Below are 22,388 nucleotides of genomic sequence, written 5' to 3' on the forward strand. Positions count from 1 at the left end.
ATATCAAAACTGGTAACTCTCATCTTTTCAAGTAGATGTGTCAGATTAAGTCGAGACTAATTCAATTTAGCTGTAGGTAAGTCTACCCAACTGGTAGTGTACTGTGGCGATAACATACCGCGTTTCATCGACCAGTCTTGTATTACACCCTGACTGGCAAACCATACTTTGCCTTTTCCACTGCCATTAAGTTTATCAATAACGGTCATCAATGCTTTGCTCTGATAGCTAGGTGGTTCAGGCTCAAACAGGCTACCTTGATACACACTTTCATCATAGAAATCTGACAGCATCACTCCGGCTTTTGCATAGCGATATCCGTCACGCCAGATCTTATCAAGCAGCTTGATTGCGAGACTAATGAAATCACGAGTGTCAGCGCTCGGTGTTACAAGCGATGTACTGATGCTGTTTGCATAGTACGGATCACGTTCTCTATCACTGAATGGGCTGGTTCGAAGAAACACACTCAACTGCTTGGCTACTTGTTGCTCTTTACGCAGTTTCTGGCAAGCACGACTGACATACTCGCTAATCGCTTCCTGCATCTGCTGTTTGCAGATAATCCTTTCACCGAATGAACGTGAACTCACAATCTCCTTTTTAGTTGGTGCTACTTGTTCCAACTCCAAGCATGATTCACCGTTTAGCTCCTGCACAATACGCGATACGACTACTGAAAATTGCTGGCGCATAAATGCAGGTTCAGCATCTGCCAGATCGAGAACCGTGTTAATGCCTAGCTTGTTTAGCTTTGCCGTTAACTTACTACCAATGCCCCACACTTCACTAACAGGTAGCAAGCTCATAAGTTTTCGCTGCCTCTCTCTATCAGTCAGGTCAACAACTCCACCGGCCTTTTGCCATTTCTTAGCTGCATGATTCGCTAACTTAGCCAGTGTTTTAGTCGGAGCAATGCCGACACATACGGTAATGCCAATCCACTTTTGAATCGTATTCCGTACCTGTTGACCGAATGCGGTTAGGTCGACGCAATTCGTTACACCTGTTAGGTCCAGAAACGCCTCATCTATCGAGTAAACCTCAACTGCTGGTGCGAGTTGTTCTAGCGTCGTCATTACTCTGGCTGATATATCGGCATAAAGTGCGTAGTTTGAGGAACAAGCTAATACTCTACCGGAATCAATCAGGTCTCGGATTTGAAATGCTGGTACTCCCATCTTGATACCAAGAGCTTTGGCTTCTTTAGAGCGAGCTACAACACAGCCGTCATTATTAGATAACACGACAACAGCTGCATTTCTTAGATCTGGCCTGAACATCTTTTCGCAGCTAGCGTAAAAGTTATTGCAGTCAACAAGCGCAAAGGTTTTCGTTGTCATGGCCTTCTTATTTTACGTACCACGTTAGTAACTACACCGAAGATTTCTAGTTCGTTCTCTGAGGTAATATCAATTGCTTGGTACTTGGGGTTGTGTGGTATCAATCTGATAGTCGGTGTTAAGCATAACTCTTTAACAGTGAACTCATTGCTAAGTGCAGCGACGACAATATCTCCATGTTTAGCCTCAAGAGCGCGATCCACAACCAGAATGTCGCTGTCATATATACCGGCGTCCTGAATCGAATCACCGCTGACTTTTACGAAAAACGTTGCCGCAGGATGCTTAATGCAGAGTTCGTTTAGATCCAGGGTTCTTTCAACATAGTCTTGAGCAGGGGAGGGAAACCCAGCGGCTACCTTATTGCTGTAAAAAGGTATAGGTAAGTAGCGTCTTACTGCTGACACCTTGCCAAGAATTTCTGCTGACATATCACACCTCGTTATAGTGTATTTATATACAGTATAAGAAGAAGGCAGGAAAAACGGTAGTGCATGATTAGTTGGTGTTGAATTTGAAAGTGCCGTCCAATTCATATACATTTATTTTACGTAAAATTTAATGACGATATTCAGTATGGAAACGATAGAGGTTAGTGAAGCGCAGTTCAGGCAACAGCTATGGAGATGGAAATCAGTAGGCCGGACTCTTCTAAACTTACCGAAAATTGAAAAGCGTGATCACAAGTTAAGAATATCAGTCGTCAGCGTAGACAACATAACGTGCTACTCACTCAAGAAATCGTTCGAAAGCTATCAGCAGCTATTAAACTGGTACGGTAGCATATTAGACGAATTAGAGTGATCAAGCGTCCTCATTTGTGTAATTAGTGTTAATTTTCACTAGACTAGTGACAAGCCCATCAGATTTGTCTAAGTTAGAGACAAGAACAGTACTTTGTATCTGATTTAGTGCAAAAGACGCACTTTAATAGACATTAAAGTGCTTTATTAGCACCACACTGATTTAACTAGCGTTGCTAGTCGATGCCTTAAAATAAATAGCGATACATTTCAACAGCTGACGGGCTACCGGTAGCTATTATATTAGGTAGATAATTATGTTGAGTGACCAAGGAAGGCGTTTGCTTGAGCTACTTGTTAGTGTCCTGCCGCAGATCAGAGTAGCTAACCCAAAGACATATATTTCATACGGTACAGCACACACACAACTTGGTTTAGAGTTGATGGCAGAAACTTATGGTAGAAGTCTGCAGCGTCAGGGGCTGGATGAATTAGCGAGATGGACAAAAATTAATGGTTTCCCTGCTATTACTGGCTTGATAGTTAACATGGAGAGGAAATCCGATTTTTATATGCAACCTGGTTCTGGATACTTTGATCTCTACGAGAGAGCAATAGATGACTTTCGGTGGTGGGAGCATGAGATTGTGAAATCGCTATCGTTTAATTGGGCTCCATATCTGATTGGACTAACTCTAGTCGAGAGCCCCAGAGCCGTTGATCTTGATATACCTGAGAGAGTTGAAGCAACTGTTTATCGGATTCTTCGAGATTCTAAGTTGTCCCAACAAATTAAGGCTATACATAACAATGAATGCCAAATCTGTGGGCATACTATTATTATGCCCAATGGTACACGCTATTCGGAAGCTCATCATATTCAACCGCTTGGTATGCCACATAATGGACCAGATGTTATAGACAATATGGTCTGTGTTTGCCCTAATCATCATGTGGAACTCGACTATGGAGTCATAAGGTTATCAATAGATATGCTTCGTGGAGCATGTGGGCATTATATATCAGAAAAATATATAGATTATCATAATAATTTTTATGGTTTATAATCGCTCCCCTTAAGGTGCTTCAGACATTAAAATGTTAAAAATAGGAATTAATATTCCCTCAATAATAAGCAAAGAGTGGACTTAGCCTTGTTTCGATAAACATATGTGCGCTTTATCAATGCTATTAACGCAGTTAACTATATTAAGGAGCAAGGAGTAGTGGCTGAGTATAAATTGCAACACTATGTGCCAAAAGTTTTATTAAGGCAGTTTGCTCACAAGCGTGAATACGCCAAAAATAGCGAAAATACCCACATAGGTATGGTTGTTATTTCGACCGAAAAAATAAAAACTTCGATTCCATATGCCTCTCAATGCGCTGCTGATTATTTCTATGGTAAAGATCTAGTAATAGAGTCTAAGTTAGGAAATATCGAAACAGCAATTGGAAATATAATTAAAAATACAATTGGTCAAGAAAAATCAAATATTAAACACCTTAGCGCAGAACATCTATATCTAACAATTTTTTCAGTATATCAGTATGTTAGAACAGAAAAAGCTCTAAATTTTGCAAAAGAGGTAGTAGAGAAAAATTTTTCCGTAATAAAAGAACATTCAAAACTCGAATTAGTAAAAAAACTGGCAGATGTAGCCAATGGTCAACTTACTGAAGAAGAACTATTAGATTTTATTGATAATGTAAAATTGGAAGTTAAAAAACTGCATTCACCTCTATTTATTTCAGCAAATGGAATCATAGCATCGGCCCTTAAATTGAAAATGAAAGTCCTTGAAAATAAGACAAAAAATCCGTTTATTGTCAGCGATAATCCATTAGTTTACGTGCCAGAGAATGACCCTATCTGTTTTTATAGAATGCTATTACCCCTAACACCCAAGCTATTGCTAGTTTTTTACGATGACAAAAAATATAAAATTGGCAATAGGAAAAGTAGCTATCACACGATATATAATAGTCAAGATGTCTTTTATCTTAACGTGCTACAGTACCTAAATAGCAGTAAAAATATTTATTTCAGTAAGCAGGTATCAATAAAACACCTAACTGAAATCATCAGATCATTTAAAGAAATGAGATTTACTGAAAATACAAACCTTACCGAAATAAACAAGCGGCCATTCCTTAATGCCAACAGGCCATCTGTAAGTTATAAATTTAACTTTGTGAGAAAAATTTAATAAATTACACATTACTAAATATTTGTCACTAATTGGTGTGCTCCATCTACAGCTCATATTTGCCAATAAATAACTATTCCAATTGGTAGATCACTTTTAGGAGGGGACTCAATTCGGTTTGCTCTATAAGATCTGTCGTCAAACACAACTTAAAACAACAACCGTATTGAGCATTAGCAAGTTACAATTTTTACGCCGCAGGCGCTGCAACGCCTGAAAAAATTGTGCAGTGGAACCCCAATAATGCTTTAGCATGGCGCAACTTTCTCTATTCGGTATTTGCTTTTTAAAGCATTGGGTTATCTTCAGTTGACTGTCAATTAGTCTTCTAGAACTGAAATGAAAATTCTTTCTTCATTCCATAATTCGATTATTTTCCTTGTCCGCTGAGCATTCCAGAAACACTTTCCAAATAACATCAATCCAGCACCTTCCAAATCCCGTCTCTCATTAACTTTGAATCGCTTAAATATCTCATCTTTGTATCTTTTAATAGGGACTCCAACGTCATCGCAGTCTGAAGGATTAAGCCATTCCATATCAACATCTGCATGAGAAATTGTGCCCCAAAACATTTTGGGGCGTGCATCTTTTAAGCTATCTGCTGCCTCTGCGTCAGCAAAATTGACAAACAAATTTTTGGCTTTGTACTTATAGCCTTGGCCAATTTCAATCAATATGTCGGCTTCAGCTAAGTCGCTCCCATGCATGAGGCTGTTCAACGCCTTTTCCATGCCGAGAACTTTTAAACGAATTTGCTCTGTATTTCCAGTGTGTGATCTCGTTGTATTAGAACCACCTTGCTTAGGTCGCGACGAGGGCTGTCTGGCTTCAGCAGATGATTTGGATTCTTTGGCAAAGAAATCAAAAATTATTTCACTAGAGGCCGCGACTATTTGATTTACCTCAGTTGCATGCCTCACTTCACGCTCACGCTGAGCAGACGAATTACCTTCTTTACAATCATCACCATGATAACGAGACCCAAAACAAGCCGCTTTACCGTCACTACTTTTTTTTCGGTAATAAGCCTGACCACCACATTTTGGACATTTTAAGTGTTGTCTATATTTTTCTATGTCTGTTTCTGGCAGCTTCTGAAAATTGAGAATGTTGTACGTCTTTTGTGTTCCAGCATAAGTGCATACGGCATCCAGCATTCAATCTCCCAATTCACTATTTTTCAAATTGTTTAGCTTAAGACCAGAATATGACTTGAATCTGCACCTAAGCATAAGCTGCTTTAGCAAAAATAAGGTCAGAATTTTTTAAGAACTACCTTTATTTTTTTAATGTCCAAAGACAAGTTTAAATTAGCTGCTGCAAAATACGTTCATTATCAAAATGATAGCGATTCAATTTCAATTAACTATATTTTTGGTTCTCTGTTTGTTCGAGTTGAACGTGTTTTTTTCTCTGTAGACTTCTGTTTTTGCTCATTCTGGTTAGTCCGAACCACATATTTTTCATGGATATTAGGTTCTATTAGATCTTTAAACTTCTCGGTCAAATACATAAATTGACTAAGTGCATTTCGCAAATTGTTCTCTTTTTCACTTTGAATTTCTGTTGGACGATTTTCCTGTTCTGCTACAGTGCCGGCTAGACGTAAGTGTACCGACGCTCCAGGAACGATCTCTACTGCTAATGTTCTGGGTAGCATTTTAGGAAGTGAATTAATCTGCTCTAAATTTTCAAACGTATCAATGAGCCAAGAAAATTCGGGCCAAGAAATATCGGTGTTAGACACCTCCGTCCAGTTAAATTCATACTTGAGTAAGCGCTCAGCTCCTTTCACTGTTCGTATCCATGCAGAGTCCCATCCTCGAGGTCCACAAAGGGCTGCTATTAAACCAAACCAAACATAGCTGATAGGTATAATTTTGCCTATTCGTTTGAGTAGGAAAACATGGGATGTTCCTCTGCCTACCATCCATGCTGCGGCAGCTAAGATTGGTGCGTAACCCTCAATATTGCCTTGAGACAGTCTATTAGTTACCTCAGAAACTAGGTGATTAAAAGCCATAACTCTTTCTTCAGTAGAGTTGCTTTTTAGCCCATTAAAATTGGCAAGCGATTTTATTTCAAAATGTTGGTTAATGTTTTTATATGAGTTGTAATACTTCGCAGAATACTCGAGAACTATCTCTACTGCTTCGTCTGCAGATACTCTACCCAATAGATTTGAATATGCGAGTGCCCAAATAGGGGTAAGTTGTTCTACAGATATAGAGCGTCTACCGAACCTTTGTTCAGATTCAATTTTTCTTAATCTATTTGCACATGTACGAGTACTTTTCTCGCTGTTGAAATTAAATGATGTTCGACCAATAGGTAAAGAAAATGAATAAGATAATCTAGAGAGTGCCATAGTTCGGAGATCTAACTCTCCTTCAGCTAATGCTAGCGTTTCACCAACAGCAATAGAAGCCCAACGTTCAGATTGATGGTAGCTATGCTTCCACTCTCTTTCAGCGGCGAGGTCGAAGACGTCTAGATCACTTCGTAAAACCACTCTAACAAATTGGCTTAATGGAGACATTTCCTCTGAATACACACGAAGCCATGACATTGTTTCGCTAAGCAAGTGATCCTCTAAAACCAATAAATGAGGATTACCTCCCGCGAAAAGGGAGCCATCACTAGTGAAGCCGATAGTTAATTTTCCTTCTTTTACATCACGAATTGGTAAGCGACTTGAGTTGTTAATAATAGAGAACTCACCTAAAAATATATCAAGTAAGTCCTCTTTGCTTACTAGACTCCAGCTGAGCTTTGAGTTTTTCATGATGTCACCTGGAATAAGTCATCGATATCAATATGTGCTGGTACCGAGAATGCATTTTCCAACGGTGCGTTTGTATCACCTGTGCGAAATATATTTAATGCTGTTTTGGCTCGAGTTATTGCAGTGTATCCTAAACGACTTCTATTTAATGGGTGTGACTTCAACTCTTCAGCTTTGAAAATATGCACACATCTAAATTCAGTGCCTTTAGCTGCGTGAATTGTCATAATATGAATTCTTTTATCCGAAGAGAAGCTTGCTTCCTCGTCAACGCCATGTGCGAGTACGAGATCTGCCAAATCTGTTGTTTCAAAGAGAGTTTTTAAATTTATTATGGAATCTTTGGTTCCGCAGAAAATACCAATGCTGTCGTCATTAAATGCATCGAGCTGAACCCTAATAAAATCAATCATCTTATCGAACTGCTCATTAACATTGGAGCATATATGCATATTTGCGCTTGATTCACCTAGAGTTCTAATATTGTAATTAGATGTCGCTTCAAGCCCTAAAACACCTTCATCAGGAGGACACAGTCTGTCAGCAGCTCTCGCAATACGCTGTCCAATTCTAAAATGACGATTTAGTTTATGCACTATAAGCCCTAAACTATGAATGGCTTTAAGCCCATCTCTTCTGTAGATTCCTTGATTTTCATCCCCGCAAATGCAAACGTTGTCACTCAAGCAAAGAAGAGCTTCTAGCTCTCCAAGAGTTAAGTCTTGGGCTTCATCAACGAATATTGCGCTGTATATTTTTCTGCCTGGAATTTTTGAATTTGCAGTCTTAATCAGTTCAAGAATTTCAGCTCTTTTCTCGTCATTAAATTCGGCTCCGGCAGTTATTCCTCGTTGTCCCAAATGCTCAAGAATATGCGAGTTTGCCCATGAATGAAATGTTTTCACCTGATCACTTCTTATGAATCCATTTGAATTGATTCCGGTTCTAATAAAATCAGCAAGAGCTTTGGTATAAGTAATTATCAGAACATTCTTTTCACCTTTTCCGGCAATGTATTGTGCCCTAAGTAGCAATAAGTTGGTCTTGCCAGATCCTGGTGGGCCAATCAAAGCGTAGCGACCAGTCGGAGGTAGTTGTATGAATGCAATTTGATCTGTATCTAACTCGTTTTTGGTTCGCCACCAACTAGTTCTCATTGCTATTTTCCTTGTTACTGATTTCAAAACCGTCAAGCTGCATGATTTGTTCGCCAGCTGTTTCCATTAAATCTAAAGCATTAACGACTCTCAGCGAGATTTCTGACGCAATTAGCACCGCACTATTACTGGCTCCTTCATTAATTGAGATCTCAAATACTGGGTTAAAAGTAATGCTGTTTGAGTCTATTGTCTTTGATTTAGCTGCTATTTGAGCACTTAGGGAGACAAGAGCTGTTTTCTCATGAATACCCGATTGCCATTCAACTCTAATCGAACACCTTAGGTTTAAGTCAAACTCAGGTGAAAAAGTGAAGTGTGCCTCAGTAAATGTATTCTCACAGGAAATGACCATTTCGAGAGGTAATTGAGTGCCACATGCTTCGATTAATTCCGCTCTGACATTTCCAAATAAACTGTTCAAGAACTGAATTCTTTCGAAATTAAGTTTCTCTGTCAGGCTTCTCGCTCTCTCTGCTCCTTGAATCACGGTAGTACGTGATAGCCTGCCTTTTAGTGCGGATAAAGGGTCAGTGGAACCTTCTAGGTTAAAATCCTCCCAGCTAACAAGTGCTAAACGAGTATCTATATCCTTACATAAACATCTGAGAGCAAGTGCTTTCGCCTTTGAAAGTGTGTCCGACTCTGCTGTGGTAAATGATGGTAGTTTTGTAAGAACAGCCCTCGCGACTAGCCACCTATTTTCTAGTGATATCTCATATCCAAAAAGGGGCTCTTTATTTATCAGATCGTGCAGCACTGCGCCAACTTGGTAAAAGTTTAAACCTTTCCAGAGTTTTGATGTTGGTTGATCTAATCTAAAAAGGTACTCTGGCGAACTGTATTGTGCTGTTGCGAGGAATGGACGCCTTTGAGCGTCATCTGTAATAGCCGCATCATTTTCGTCAAGTGAATCAAACTCTCGAGAAACGCCAAGGTCAAGAAGTTTTAAATGCTTAAAATCATCAGAAACATGTATATTTTCAGGCTTAATGTCTCGATGAACAATATTTTTTTCTTCCAAATACCTGACAGCTTCAACTAGTTGTCCTATCAAAAGAACAACAGACTTATCGGGTATATTAACCAAACACTTTGCTAATTGCGGCCATTCTATAAATTCCATTTCTACAAATGCGGTATTTTCAGCTTCTTCTGCGCAAAAAGTCTGCACAAGGCTATCACACGAGTGTCCGATGAGTTTACGTTGTACTTCCAGTCGTCTTCTTTCTGACGCTCCTCTTGAACCAGAAAAAAACTTTGGGTCAAATACTTTTAAAGCACTTGTTCTACCTTTGCGTATAACTCGAAAAACAGCAGCTGAGCCTCCAGCATCGATGAATGAAATGTCTTCATATCCACCTGATTGGTTTAGAAATCGTTTTGCTCGTTCTGTTAAATCTTCAATAGTCTGCGAATCAAGCCCTGGCATTACTCTTCATCCTTAATAACAAATAATTGTTCACACGAGTGAACTAATCCGTCCCAATTTGTTTTACATTAATGCCTTTTGTCCTTAGGATGCAATAACATTAGATACAACCTTTTCGTTTATAGCTCTTTTCCCACTGAATAAACCGCTCTTTCCATAGTTTTATTAACGATTCCTGATGCTCCCACTTTTTCTCGATTTCCTTTTTGTCGGGAATTACCACGCCTGATAGTTGCTGACTGAACATGCGAGGTATCACATGGCTGTAGTGGCGTTCGATCATTTCAATACTTGTACCGCACTGACGAGCCAGCACATCAATAGTCACCTTTTGCGCTACCAGCTCCCATGTAATAAACGAATGACGAAGTGAATACAGTGTTCTTTTACCATGTGGTGATTCGTCAAGGCCAAGTTCTTTAAGTGCAGCATTAAAGGTACGACTAATTTCTTTGGTTTCTGAACCATCTGGTAATCTGAAAAGTAGGTCTTTTGCCTGACGATTTGGAAAACGTTCTGTCATTCGCCAGATTGTGCGTTGTAAACTGCGTTTGCATACGACTTCACGAGTACCAGTATGCAGTGTCGTTTTACCCTTGCGTACGCTTATATAAAAGGTAGCTTGATCTTCATGGCGCTCAATATGAAGATCACCCCATGTTAGGTTGTCTAGCTCAGTACCTGGTCGCATACCAGTATTAATCACAAATTCTGCATAGTCTTGCGTCAATTCGCGGATCTGCTTTGTTACTTCTTTCCGGCTGTTTTCTTCCATTTCAAACAACTTTTCAAGAATGCGTTCGTATTCGGCAGGTGTAAAAGCTGCTCGACGAACCATATTCGCGCCATCTGCTGCAAGAGCTGGTATTTGTGAGGCCAGCATCCACTTGTTTTCTACTGCCTCTTTGAAAACCAGTTGCAGTGCAGCGTTATGTGTTAGAAGGGTAGAACGAGCAGGCTTACGTTTCATTTTCTCTTCGCGCCACTTATCGAAGGCTCGAAGTGCGTCAACGTCTATGCTGGTGATGAAAGTCCGGTCGAAGAATGGGATATGGTATCTGTTTAAGCAGCCAATATAGTCTTCATAGATGACTTTACCCGCACCACGTTCCATATCATGTTTCATGGTAGCAATGGCTTTTTCAGCAACATCCTTGAACCGTTTACTGGTGGTCAGTGTGTTAGTTTCGAACCTAATCTGATGCTCTACGAATATGCGGTGTGCTTTTGCTATGGCCTTTTCTTTGTCTTCTTCTTTAGTTGCCTTGCAATACCACTTACCATCAATGACAAATCTGGCATACCAGCGTTTACTGTTATTCTGAAGGAAGATGTATAAGCCGGTGGTAACATCATGTCGTTCAAGTTGAACACTCATTGCCATTCTCCATGCTGTTGATTCGAGTCTTTGGCAGTGGGTAATAGGCTAGGATAGCCATGTTGAGTGAGCATAAATTGCGCTGACTTTTTGAGCAAAAGTTGCTCTGATGGCTGATGTTTAGGCATGATAGCAGTCCGAAGTTCTTGCAAAGAATTTGCAAAGTTTCTAAAGTCGAGTTTAACTCATTGTTTTATAGACTGCTATTTTAATTGAGGTCTGTTCAAAATCCGGTCCTGGAAACAGGGTGTCGGTTCGAGTCCGACCTGAGCCACCACTCCTAATTTTCTATATCCAACCTTTAAACGTTCCCCATCAATTCGGATGTTTACATTAGCGCTTTCGCACGTTATGTTAACTATATTATTCCAAATCATTGGTGACGTTATGAAATCATGGAAGATATTGCTTTTAATCCTTTTCTTAACAGGTTGTGCGACTGCCTATCAACCAATGGGTGGTACAGGTGGCTTTTATCACAGAATGGTTTCTGAGAATGCTTACATTATCGGATTTAGTGGTAATGCTTTTACGGATAGCCAAAAAGCTAACGATTTCGCCAAGCTTAGAGCTGCTGAAATTGGGAGTAAGTTGGGTTTTACGCACTTTGTAATTGCTGGTACGTTGGATAAATCTAGAACTGAAATAATCAATTCTGGGTCTACGACAACAACTTCGGGTAATGTCAGCAGTTTCGGAAACACTGCTTATTTTTCTGGAACAAGCACGACAACCGACAATTCGATGCCAGTTTATAAGCCTGGAGTTGAGATTGGTGTTCTTTATAGTGACGGTTTACCAGAAGGTCGTCATTTAGAGATTTTTCACATTGAAACCTTTATGGCTGAAATCAAGAATAAATATAATTTAAAGTTTTAATATCCCTATCGGTTGAGTGTGATTTTCTTGTGACAAAACACATACGTTCTGTTTAAGCTGATCTGGTGGTTTTATTGAAGACTTGGAATATTTACAGAAGTGAACAAGGTAAATTTGAGTTTATCCCTAATGGCTTTAACTTCTGGGCGTTTCTATTTACAGGAATCTGGGCAGTTTTCAAAAATCTAAAAATCATTGGCATAACAGCTATAAGTAGTGGAATAGTGATCTGTACCAGCAACAGTGGACACTTCACTAAGCACTGTTCTTTAATTCAAAACTCTCTGGGCTAAGATAGCCAAGAGCACTATGCCTTCTGGTCTTGTTGTAATCAACTTCAATATACTCAAAAACGTGTTGACGCATTGTTTCCCGATCCATTATTGGCTCATCCTGAAGCGCTTCAACCTTCAATGAATGGAAGAAGCTTTCCGCACAAGCGTTGTCCCAGCAGTTGCCTTTACGGCTCATGCTTTGCACCAGTTGGTGCTTTGTAATCAAGGCGCGGTAATCATGCGAGCAATACTGGCTGCCGCGATCACTATGAACGATCACCTTTTTTGGGCGTCTGCGCCGGAACAAAGCCATTTTAAGCGCATCACACACCAAGTCTGCTGTCATGCGGTTGCTCATCGACCAGCCAATCACTGCTCGCGAATACAGATCAATGATCACCGCCAAATATAGCCAGCCTTCGCTGGTCATCAAGTACGTAATATCACCGACCCATTTCTGATTCGGGCCTGTTGCGTTAAAGTCTTGTTCAAGCAAATTTGGTGCAACAGGGAGCGTATGATTGCTATCCGTTGTAACCTTGAACTTGCGCGCCGCTTTGGCCACCAATCCCTGACGTGCCATGCTGTTTCGTATGGTTTTTACGTCAGGTTTATCACCATGCTCAGCAAGGTCTACCTGAATTCGCCTAGCACCATTACGTGCTTTGGAATCGTCAAAGGCTTCCTTTATCAAGACATCTCGCTGTGCACGCTTCACCGCCCTTGGGCTTGTCGTCAGGCCGCTTTTACGCCAGGCATAATACCCACTTCGCGACACCTGAAGCACCGCAACCATTCTGATTAACGAGAACAGGTGCTGATGCTCCAGAATAAACTCAAACCGCGCTATTTTTGGTTCTTCGCGAAGTAGGTGGCCGCCTTTTTTAAGATGGCTAAATCCTCTGCTTGCTCAGCTAGCTGACGCTTTAAGCGTGCTACTTCAGCGGCAAGCTCGGATTCACGTTCACTGGTGGTAGACTTTTTCTCGGCAGCAGAGCGCCAGTTATACAATTGAGATTCATAAAGCTTTAATTCCCTGGCTGCGGCAGCTACACCGATCTTATCAGCCAATTTCAGAGCTTCAGCTTTAAATTCAGCGGTATGTGTTTTGCGGACTTTCTTTGTTGACATTATTCACCTCGTTAAGCGATTGTACTCACTTAGCAAGGTGTCCAAAAGTGTTGGTACGGATCATAGCTCTTAACAGAATGCCACTAGAAATGGATATGTTTGTTTTACCAAGTTTGTTGTTAATCCATATTCTTTTTGGCTTTAAAGGTAACTCTTGGCGGTCTGCTCACTTCGAAAAAAACGGTTATAGGCTTATCAAACAAGTTAAAGCCGCAAGCATACATGGTGCTAAATCACAAGTATCTCTTGATGAGCTACTTAATTAGTTAACCTTGAATTATGTCATCAAGGTTGAAAGCTAATCTGTCAGATATTATATCCAGAGCAACGCTTTCAAATGAATCGATGGTTTTATAACGATCACCCGGACCAAGGTTTTCGTGATCTCCGTTTCTATGAAGTACTCCTAGGGTTAGCTGCCCTAATAGATTTTTTTCTAATGTCACAAAAAGAAGAGGAACATCATCCTCTGTGAATACTGCCATTACTAACTGATAACTAATTGGCAACTCATGTGAGACTACCTTTTGAGCAACCATAGGGCAGGCACCAAAAAAATAAATCTTGTTATTTTCGGGGATATAGAAGGAACTATAAAAATCAGCGTTAGCAAAATCAGGAAAATTGCCAGAGAACTCAAAGTCTCTTTCGTAGATTTCTGATGCCCTACTTTGTGAAGGGCTACTCTCTTTTAACTCGTCACTTTTATCATTTTCGGATAGGTATTTTTTCTGCCAGTCAATAACTTTTGCGGTCCAATCTTTTAAGAGTGTTGGCTGTAAAACGTTCTTACTTAGCCATTCTTTCTGGATAAAGAGGATTTTTTTTAGGGTGTCGTTAGCCCGAATGTCTTGATTTTTTAACATCCCACCATAGACTATATAAGCGCAAAATAGCGCACTTTCATAGTCGTTGTATTTTCGTTCCCAAGCAATATCGAGTGCCGATAAAGTGTTAAAAACACCGGCGTCATCCAGAGTAAAACCGAAACCAGGGAATAGTAACGAAATTCGAGCGTTGAACTCTCGGCGTTTATTTCCAAACATAAAATTACCTAAATCCTTTTCTGACGTCGGGTAACGTGCAAATAATTTGAAACCTTTGCATTGTCGCTTAATTTTTGTGCCTTTTCTACTATCATAGCTCTATCATATTCAAGGCTAACAAATTGATTTAGCTGATTCACAAAGTTTGGATTAGTTGAGTCGGAAAAGGCGTCAATGCTTTTTTTAACATCCGCAGCGGCCTTTATAATCACTATTTCAGGGACTTTTTTTATCAGGCTAGACCACCACTTGTTTAATGCTTCACTTAGCCTAAAAAAATAATCTAAAAACGCTCTGGTTTCCTGTTCTTCCTTTCTGGCTTGTTCGGCCTGATAGGTTAAAAGGTGGGTTTCTAGTTCAAGCTGTTTATGTTTTTCCGCTGCGGCTTGCTGCTGTTGCAATAATAGCGTTAATTGCTGTTTTTCTTGCTCTGTTTTCTGTTCTGCTTGCTCTGCTATTACCTTGGCTTTTTTTGCCGCTTCAATCGCCTGTTTAGCCTGTTTTTTTAATTGTTCGGTTTGTTCTTTGGCGCGGTTGTAAAAACTAAACTTACGTTGGTGTTTTGGCAGATCGGCCTGCTTTCTGATTTCCGCTCTGATTTTCTGGCGTTCGTCTGTATCGGGTAAAAATGCCAGTTTAAGATCCTGGCCTTTCAGATGCTTGTTAGCGTGTTGGTAAAACAGCTGCTGGATATATTCGCCAACGCGCTTGTTTTTATCTGCTGATAATTGTTTATCTGCGCCTATTTCGGGCAGTTTGTAAAACCGTGCATATTTATCGGCCAATAGCCTGATTTGGCTTGGCAGGTCATATTTGCCGCTGCTCTGGTTATAACCATCAACAAAAATATGTACATGGTTGCCGGTTTGATCTTCTGCCAGTTTTTCATTGGCGTGATATACCGCGAACATAATGGTAAAGTCTGGCAAATACTTCTCATAAAAACTGCTGATAATGCCCAGCATTGTCTGGCTGTCCAATTCAACACCGTTATGTACTGGTATGGTAAAAATAGCTTCGTGCGCCAATACGGTGCTGTTTGCCTGCAGGTTTGTTTTGTTGTTTAACGCTATTCGCTGATTATGAGCTTTGGCGTACCTCGCAACCGTGTTGAGTTTTTGCTTTACTCGTTTAATCGCTGGATCTCGTTCAGCAATGTCTCTGATCGCATTAATCTGTTCCTCTGTTATCTCGGTCTTACTGTCGCTGATAATGCTGCTAAATGGTTCACCTAAACGCCTTAAACTGTATTTCAGGTTTTGGATATCCTGATCGGTTTTTTGCTTTTCTGTTGCAATGGCTTGAAGTTGATCAGGTGTACCGCTTTCAATAGTATTTAAACGGTCGGTAATGCGTTTAATTTGTTTATCAGCATAGCACTGGCGGATCTGCTTATCAGGGCTAAAACGGGTTAGGCGTTTAGTTTTACCGGACATTAGATAACACAGGTGCTGCAAATCGGGGTTGAACTGAGCAACAGTTTTTAGTTCTTGTTGCGAACACTGCAGGCTGTGCCTGATCGACTCTTCCAATTGGGCCAGTCCGTTTATGCGCCTTCGGTTGCTGCTGAATGGTTTTTTATAGGACGTTTTACGGTAATTGATAAACTTAAATAGGGCGGTTGTTTCTCTCATGATTGGTAATTTTTTTGGTTATGCGAAAGTAAGTAATAGCTTTCGTTTAGCCAAAAGAATTAGACCCGCGGTAGCGCCATTTATAGTGTCATAGGACTTTTGCGCAGCAAAAAGTGCAAGGGCGCTTAATAAATGGTTATTGAAAATCATTACTTATGATTTACATCTAACATATTGAAATAAAATGTCAAATGCTGAAAATGTTTGGTGGTTTGGTGGTTTGGTGGTTTGGTGGTTTGGTGGTTTGGTGGTTTGGTGGTTTGGTGGTTTGGTGGTTTGGTGGTTTGGTGGTTTGGTGGTTTGGGTTAGGTGATCTTAATTCTTTACTTTTTCACCGGCAAACCAAGCCCCTAGGACTATGGATTACTCGGTGCTTTTTCACCTTGGTCGATCTTGTTGCTGAACACATTCGACTGGACAAAACTTACAACCCAAGCAGCGGCTGCCAATCCCCCCTTTTGTCCGTGATCTCTTAATATTTCCTCGTTACTGGTAACTGCCGCTTTTTTTTACCGTGATAGCGTTGTTTGCCCCTCTGTTCACTGATTTAGTACCTGTCGATTTCATACCTGAAACCACCCTCGCGGGTGCCGCCTTGGATCTCCCCTTGTAAGCGGCCTGACCATTTACAGCCCAAGACATCTTGATTCCAAACTGTAAATAACGCTTAAAGCATGTATTTAAAAATACGTCATTAATTTACAGGTAACATATAAAAAACTATTTTCAATAGCTAAAATACAAATAATTTTCATTTAAAAGTTGTATTGTCGCATTTTTAAAAAGGTAAAAATCATTAAAACAGGTCTGTCATAAGGCTTTGGTTTTGTAGCTGTTTGCTGAACTGGTCGTCAGAAAAAATATAATTAACGTCCTTATTGGCTATGGCGTCGGCGTAGTAATCTTCGATCATTTGGACTGAGGTGCCGCAGTGCTGTGCGAGTAAAAATAAGTTTCTACCCTCTCTGATTTTATCGGTAATAAAGGTATGCCGAAGCATATACAAGGTAAAGTCAAACACACCATTGGCGTTATACCATTCTTTATACCTGTTCCTGTCTTCCTTTAAAATGCTGGTAAAGTCAGGAAAAAAACCAGGCTCCCTGCTGAAAACGTACTCTGTATCGAGGTGGTGTATATTTTTCTGGATTTTGGTCAGTTGTATGCAGCGGTAAGCTTTTTGGCAAATAATGATTTGGCGTGTTGAAGTTTTGCTTTTTCTAATATTCATTACGAAGGCGTTAGTTTCTCCAATTTTCTGAGGGTGGACATCGTCAAACCGCAAATATCGGAGTTCTCCATACCTAGTGCCTGTTAGAAGTAGTAACTCTATAAAATGGTTCAGTAGCATAAAGTTGCTCCTGCCGAGCAAGTTTTTTGAGGTGGCTGATTTCTCTATAAATCTTTGCCGGAGCAATTTGATTTGCTCCTGTGTTGCTGGTGTTCGCTTGTTTTTCTCGCTGATTCTTGGCTCTGGCAGCTCAGGTTTAACCTCGATATACCCTAAATCAATACAATGGTTAAACAGCAATTTAAAAGCGCGATTGTAGTTCCTGACCATTGTCTCTGACATTTCACGGTTGTAAATCTCATAAAGTTCCTTTCGTTTCAATTTGTTAATGTCTAAAGGTCCGAACAATTCTATGATTTTTAAGAGACTACGCTTATTTTCCTTTAACCCTCTCGCTTGACGCTGTTCTAAATGTTTGATTGTTTCGTTTGCTGCCTTTTCAACCGTAACAAAGCAACGCGGGGCAAGATCGATCCGATTTTCACGAACCAGCTTTAACACCAGCATCTGCTCGTCCAGCATTTGTTTGGCTTTATCAAAATCAGTGGTTCTGGTGCTGACTTGTCGCCTTTTGCCAAACTGATCGTAGTAGTCCATATACCATTTGGCTGAACCGGCCTGTTTGTACAGCCGCGCTTTTCCTGTGGGGTGCTGGTAGGTCATCTGTGATAGTTTCTGTTATAGTTTTAAAAAACACTTATAACAGTATGTTTTTAATGGCGTAAAAATACAAGCGGTTAATTCAAAATCCGCCGGGGGAAACTCCGTGTCGGTTCGAGTCCGACCCTAGGCACCAATTATCTCCAAATTAGCAGCGCTTTTTGCTGCGCTTCCGTTGGTTTTTGGCTCAAGTCTCATCAAGTAATCATGCGTAGAAAGTTGACAGCAGGTTAGCGCTGAAACATATATCGACAGCCACCGCAGAGCTTAGTCTATCTTAGGGCCACTGTTGCAGGATGCGCTGCAGTTCACCTGAGGCTTGCATTTTGATTAGTTGCTGATCAAACAGCTGTTGCAGCTGCCGATCTTTGACAATAGCGCCATAAGATTGAGTGACAAAGATAGGATGAATAGCAAGTTCTGTATCAGGAAAATGTCGCTGCGTAATATAGCTTAGCAAGCGCCGCTCGCCAATCACCACATCGGCCCTGTGATTGACCAGTAGCTTAAGTTGTAATTCCCGTTCTGCTATCTCAATATAGTTAGCCTGTTTTACGCTGTTAGCGAACTCCGGGCCCAGTACACTGCTGGCAAACTGATAAGCAACGATTTTTTTATTATGTAAATCAGATATCTGCTCAATCTTTAGTGACTTATGTTTAAGTGAGACGGCTACATCCTGAAACGGTAGGTAGTGGGCAGTGAAATGCCCGCTGTCAGAAGCAAAGGCGGCGGGGCTGGCCACATCAAACTTGCCGTCATTAAATTCTTTAATTAGCCGGTTATAACCAAGCAGGTGGAATTCCGTTTGATAACCGAGCGTCTGAAAAATCTGGCGAATAATTTCTACATCAATGCCTGTAACACCGGTTGTGTTGTCATAGTACGCCCAGGGGGCGCCATCGTTAACCGCTACGGTCAGGGTTTTATCCAAGGCGTACAACCTGACAGAAAACAACAGTAGTAGCAGCACAAACAGACGCATAGTCTTACCGATATAAATTCAAATGAGCGTATTTGGGGGCTAGTTTGACCATCTGTATGCAAAGGTGCAAGCCATTTTCACAGGACAGGGGTTGATTGATTTGAGGGTTCGGCTTGGCGGTAGCGTTTTAGAATGTTAGCAACAGTGCCATCAGCTACCATTTGCTGTAATGTCAGCAGCAGGCGTGCCGTTAGCTCTGGTTGGTGCTGATTTAAGGCACAATATACGTTGGCTGGCTCTGCCCATAATGGGTCCGCTTGTAAACCTTCACTGGGATATTGTTGCTGATGATAAAGATAAGCCAGATCTACCGTTAAAACGGCATCCAGCCTTTGTTTCTGTAATCGGCTCAGATTGATTTGTAGCGAAGAGGCGTCATCGCGTACCGCTAAGCGTTGTGCAAAGATAGCATCGAGCTCCGGATAACTAAAGCCCCGATCGGTGCCCAAGCGTTTGCCAAACAGATCAGTAATATTTTGAATGGCCGGGCTGGTGCTGCGTCTAACGATAACCTGTTGCGTCGTAAAAAGTGCCGGGCTCCATAGCAGTTGCTCAGGCTGCTCAACCCAGGCCGGGTTTAAAAAGCAGGCGATATCAGCATCGTCGCGCAGCAGCCATTGTTCAACACGGCCGCGCGGTAAAGGAAGATATTGCCAGTTCAACTCGCTGCGTTTGCTTAGCTCATCCAGAATGTCTTTGCTAATGCCTGCGATGAGACTACCGCTTTCGTCAAAAAGTGCATAAGGAGGGGCGTTGGAGGCGCTGACAATAGCTCTCACCGTTGTACGCTCGACAGCTGCCAAGTTACTACTTAGCAGAAATAATATAACCAGTAAGAAGCTGCGCACCAACACCTCAGATGAATACCGCTGCGTCTTTTACGATAGCACGATCTGTTTAAAAAACAAGCGGGTTGCTCCTCGGCTTGGCACTTTACGTTGTGAGGCAATACGGATACTTTCTGTCGTTTTCTGTGATGCCATCTAAGATCAAACCTGCTGTCCTTTACTGTCGTATTGGATTTCAGATCTTAGCAATAGTCAGTGAAGCCGGTTGTCGCCTATGCTAAGCTCAAATTAGCAAAGTATAATAGGCCGTCACAGCCATTCGGGAGTTTTGGTTGAAGCGCAAACTTGGTTTACCTCTCGCATTTGAGTTACATCTGGCTGTTGCCTTGCTGGTATTGGTATTGTTTGTCATCAGTTTCCGGCTTTATGTCGATGCTGAGCGTGATATCGAGCTGGCGCATCAGCAACGGCTGCAGTCCTTCCTGCTGGCCGATGAGTTGCGGCAATCTTCTGATGATTTAACCCGTATGGTGCGTACCTATGCGGTCACCGGGGACGAGCGTTACCGGCGTTACTTTAACGAAATCTTTGCCATCCGCAATGGCGACTTACCGCGTCCGGTCGACTATCACCATATCTACTGGGATCTGGTAGATGAAACTGATCGCCGCCCCCGAGCGACAGCCAAGGCGGTGGCACTACTGGACTTAATGCGAGAAGCTGGCTTTACCGAGTCCGAGCTGTCACAACTGGTGTCGGCGAAGCAGGCTTCGGATGCGCTGACTCAGATTGAGCAGGAAGCAATGCGCTTGGTCGCCAGCGGTGAACCAATGCTTAGGGAGCAAGCGCTGCGGATGCTGCATGATACCGCCTATCACCAGGCCAAAGCCGGCATTATGCAACCGATCGACCAGCTATATAGCCTGATGCGGCAACGTACTGATGCTGCAGTCATCGCTGCTGAGCGGCAGGCCAGGTTACTGCGGGCATTATTTGTGTTGCTAGGCGTAATGTTACTGTGGTTACTCTGGCGCTTTAAGCAGCGGGAGCGTGCCGTTCTGGGCGCACCGGTAACAGAGATCTACCGTCGTATCGAACAATTGGGGCAGGGAGTTTTTACGCAGCCGGCGCCTTTGGCCGAGCAAGATACTAACACTGTACTCGGTTGGTTAAGTCATACGCAGCAGCGACTCGCCCAGCTTGAGCAAAATCGTCAGTCTGCACAGCAGCGGCTAAAGCAACTGGCACATTATGATCCTCTTACCGGCTTGCCCAACCGTTTTTTACTGGCTGAACGACTGCAACAGGCGATGCAACAAGCCACCCAGCAGCAACAAAGTCTGGCATTGGCTTTTATCGACTTGGATGGTTTTAAAGCGGTAAATGATCAACTTGGCCATCCGCATGGCGACAGGGTATTACTAGAGCTAAGCCGGCGTCTCAGCGAACAGGCTACTGCGGGCAGCCTGGTATCGCGGATCAGCGGTGATGAGTTTGTGTTATTACTGACCGGGCTTGAGCATAATTCCGATTGTTCGGCGGTATTGCAGCAAGCGTTGGATGCGATGGCAACGCCAGTTCTGATTGATGGCGTTAGCTCGCAGCTATCGGCCAGTATCGGGGTAAGTTTTTATCCACAGCAGCTGGCTGTTGAGCCGGAACAACTGCTACGACAGGCTGATCAGGCAATGTATCTGGCCAAGCAGGCGGGTAAAAACCGTATTCACTATTTTGATCTGGCGGCCGATCTGCAAGCCAGAGATCTGCATCAACGCCTGCAGGCGATTCAGCTCGGCTTAGAGCAAAATCAGTTTGAGTTGCATTATCAGCCAAAAGTGGATTTACAAAGCGGTCACTGTATCGGTGTCGAAGCCTTGATCCGCTGGCAGCACCCGGAATTGGGCTTGTTGGCGCCAGGGACTTTTTTACCGCTGATTGAGCAACATCCGCTTGGTATTATGCTTGGAAACTGGGTACTGCGCCAGGCCTTAACCCAGCTTGCGCTCTGGCAGCAGCAGGGACGAAGTTTGCCGATTTCGGTCAATATTGCCGCCAATCATTTACAACAGCCGGATTTTTCGCAGCAACTCACGCAACTGGCGACGGAGTTTCCGCAGGTTTCACTGAAATGTCTGGAATTGGAAATCGTTGAAACCAGTGCCTTGCAGGACTTTCAGCATGTCTCTCAGACCATGCTGGCTTGCGCGGCATTGGGCGTTAGTTTTTCGCTGGATGATTTTGGTACCGGCTACTCTTCATTGTCATATCTGAAGCGATTACCCATTAGTACCTTAAAACTGGATCAAAGTTTTGTTCGCGATGTCCTGACCGATGCGGATGATCTGGCGATCCTGCAAGGTGTGCGTCTGTTAGCTGAGAGTTTTCAGTTAAATACCATTGCCGAAGGCGTCGAAACGAACGCCCACACCCAAAAATTACTGGAGATTGGCTACCGTTATGGTCAGGGGTATGGGATTGCCCGGCCGATGCCAGTTGCTCAATTGGAACCCTGGCTGGCAGTGCAGCCTTGATACATGAGTCGCTTTTAGCTGTTGGCCGATAATGTCACCGCTCTGCATCTGGCAGGCTATACTTTTTAAAGAACGAGCCGCTGTTCTAAACCCGGCTTGCTAATTCAACTTCAGCTT

General features: G+C 42.1%; 18 protein-coding genes and 1 tRNA gene. 6 read left to right on the top strand and 13 right to left on the bottom strand.

The window, feature by feature from the left end; genetic code table 11:
- Window positions 1-56: 56 nt before the first annotated feature.
- Both umuC and umuD read right to left on the bottom strand, forming a co-directional pair.
- On the bottom strand, window positions 57-1,343 hold the full coding sequence (umuC, locus tag AJE_RS12285) for a translesion error-prone DNA polymerase V subunit UmuC (protein WP_008951131.1): 1,287 nt from the start codon (window positions 1,341-1,343) through the stop codon (window positions 57-59).
- Window positions 1,340-1,774, bottom strand: coding sequence for a translesion error-prone DNA polymerase V autoproteolytic subunit (umuD, locus tag AJE_RS12290; protein WP_008951132.1), 435 nt, complete (start codon window positions 1,772-1,774; stop codon window positions 1,340-1,342). The genes umuC and umuD overlap by 4 nt, the downstream gene beginning before the upstream one ends.
- Before the next feature lie 629 nt (window positions 1,775-2,403).
- On the opposite strand from umuD, the gene AJE_RS18005 reads away from it, so the two are divergent.
- Together AJE_RS18005 and AJE_RS12300 are read left to right on the top strand one after the other, a co-directional pair.
- Entirely contained in the window at window positions 2,404-3,153 is a 750-nt protein-coding gene (locus AJE_RS18005) for an HNH endonuclease (protein ID WP_008951134.1), read from the top strand.
- Window positions 3,154-3,312: 159 nt separating this feature from the next.
- Window positions 3,313-4,296: a DUF4238 domain-containing protein gene (locus AJE_RS12300; protein WP_008951135.1), complete on the top strand. Its 984-nt coding sequence runs from the start codon at window positions 3,313-3,315 to the stop codon at window positions 4,294-4,296.
- 320 nt (window positions 4,297-4,616) lie between these two features.
- On the opposite strand, the gene AJE_RS12305 is transcribed toward AJE_RS12300, so the two are convergent.
- The 5 genes from AJE_RS12305 to AJE_RS12325 form a co-directional block, all read right to left on the bottom strand.
- Window positions 4,617-5,456, bottom strand: coding sequence for a hypothetical protein (locus tag AJE_RS12305; protein ID WP_008951136.1), 840 nt, complete (start codon window positions 5,454-5,456; stop codon window positions 4,617-4,619).
- 209 nt (window positions 5,457-5,665) lie between these two features.
- Entirely contained in the window at window positions 5,666-7,084 is a 1,419-nt protein-coding gene (locus AJE_RS12310; protein ID WP_008951137.1) for a hypothetical protein, read from the bottom strand.
- Window positions 7,081-8,241 carry a UvrD-helicase domain-containing protein gene (locus AJE_RS12315; protein ID WP_008951138.1) on the bottom strand — a complete coding sequence of 387 codons (1,161 nt, stop codon included), beginning with the start codon at window positions 8,239-8,241 and terminating at the stop codon, window positions 7,081-7,083. Before AJE_RS12315 ends, AJE_RS12310 begins: the two co-directional genes overlap by 4 nt.
- Window positions 8,231-9,673 carry a serine/threonine protein kinase gene (locus AJE_RS12320; protein WP_008951139.1) on the bottom strand — a complete coding sequence of 481 codons (1,443 nt, stop codon included), beginning with the start codon at window positions 9,671-9,673 and terminating at the stop codon, window positions 8,231-8,233. Before AJE_RS12320 ends, AJE_RS12315 begins: the two co-directional genes overlap by 11 nt.
- A gap of 100 nt (window positions 9,674-9,773) precedes the next feature.
- Complete coding sequence (locus tag AJE_RS12325; protein ID WP_008951140.1) at window positions 9,774-11,051, bottom strand: tyrosine-type recombinase/integrase; 1,278 nt, start codon at window positions 11,049-11,051, stop codon at window positions 9,774-9,776.
- Window positions 11,052-11,438: 387 nt separating this feature from the next.
- Between AJE_RS12325 and AJE_RS12330 the strand changes: the two genes are divergently transcribed.
- On the top strand, window positions 11,439-11,930 hold the full coding sequence (locus AJE_RS12330) for a CC0125/CC1285 family lipoprotein (protein ID WP_039928747.1): 492 nt from the start codon (window positions 11,439-11,441) through the stop codon (window positions 11,928-11,930).
- A gap of 255 nt (window positions 11,931-12,185) precedes the next feature.
- On the opposite strand, the gene AJE_RS12335 is transcribed toward AJE_RS12330, so the two are convergent.
- The 3 genes from AJE_RS12335 to AJE_RS12350 all read right to left on the bottom strand — a co-directional run bounded on the left by AJE_RS12335 (window position 12,186) and on the right by AJE_RS12350 (window position 16,016).
- Window positions 12,186-13,336 (bottom strand): IS3 family transposase gene (locus AJE_RS12335; protein ID WP_138984238.1). Its coding sequence is split into 2 segments (ribosomal slippage): window positions 12,186-13,096 and window positions 13,096-13,336, totalling 1,152 coding nucleotides; the frame shifts between segments, so codons are not numbered across the junction.
- Window positions 13,337-13,602: 266 nt separating this feature from the next.
- On the bottom strand, window positions 13,603-14,382 hold the full coding sequence (locus tag AJE_RS12345; protein ID WP_008951145.1) for a hypothetical protein: 780 nt from the start codon (window positions 14,380-14,382) through the stop codon (window positions 13,603-13,605).
- Window positions 14,383-14,390: 8 nt separating this feature from the next.
- Window positions 14,391-16,016, bottom strand: coding sequence for a hypothetical protein (locus AJE_RS12350; RefSeq protein WP_008951146.1), 1,626 nt, complete (start codon window positions 16,014-16,016; stop codon window positions 14,391-14,393).
- A 184-nt stretch (window positions 16,017-16,200) separates the two neighbouring features.
- Between AJE_RS12350 and AJE_RS18905 the strand changes: the two genes are divergently transcribed.
- On the top strand, window positions 16,201-16,329 hold the full coding sequence (locus AJE_RS18905) for a hypothetical protein (RefSeq protein WP_272941543.1): 129 nt from the start codon (window positions 16,201-16,203) through the stop codon (window positions 16,327-16,329).
- A gap of 483 nt (window positions 16,330-16,812) precedes the next feature.
- Here AJE_RS18905 and AJE_RS12360 read toward each other — a convergent pair whose 3' ends face one another.
- Entirely contained in the window at window positions 16,813-17,970 is a 1,158-nt protein-coding gene (locus tag AJE_RS12360; RefSeq protein WP_008951147.1) for a tyrosine-type recombinase/integrase, read from the bottom strand.
- 42 nt (window positions 17,971-18,012) lie between these two features.
- Here AJE_RS12360 and AJE_RS18570 point away from each other — a divergent pair.
- Window positions 18,013-18,103: transfer RNA gene (locus AJE_RS18570), tRNA-OTHER, on the top strand.
- Window positions 18,104-18,244: 141 nt separating this feature from the next.
- On the opposite strand, the gene AJE_RS12365 is transcribed toward AJE_RS18570, so the two are convergent.
- Together AJE_RS12365 and AJE_RS12370 are read right to left on the bottom strand one after the other, a co-directional pair.
- Window positions 18,245-18,952, bottom strand: a complete 708-nt coding sequence (locus tag AJE_RS12365; protein ID WP_008951148.1) for a substrate-binding periplasmic protein — start codon at window positions 18,950-18,952, stop codon at window positions 18,245-18,247.
- A 77-nt stretch (window positions 18,953-19,029) separates the two neighbouring features.
- On the bottom strand, window positions 19,030-19,800 hold the full coding sequence (locus AJE_RS12370; RefSeq protein WP_039928748.1) for a substrate-binding periplasmic protein: 771 nt from the start codon (window positions 19,798-19,800) through the stop codon (window positions 19,030-19,032).
- A 272-nt stretch (window positions 19,801-20,072) separates the two neighbouring features.
- On the opposite strand from AJE_RS12370, the gene AJE_RS12375 reads away from it, so the two are divergent.
- Window positions 20,073-22,271 carry a putative bifunctional diguanylate cyclase/phosphodiesterase gene (locus AJE_RS12375; RefSeq protein WP_008951150.1) on the top strand — a complete coding sequence of 733 codons (2,199 nt, stop codon included), beginning with the start codon at window positions 20,073-20,075 and terminating at the stop codon, window positions 22,269-22,271.
- Window positions 22,272-22,388 lie beyond the last annotated feature (117 nt).

This window comes from Alishewanella jeotgali KCTC 22429 (assembly GCF_000245735.1).
In the GTDB taxonomy this organism is placed as follows: Bacteria; Pseudomonadota; Gammaproteobacteria; order Enterobacterales; family Alteromonadaceae; genus Alishewanella; species Alishewanella jeotgali.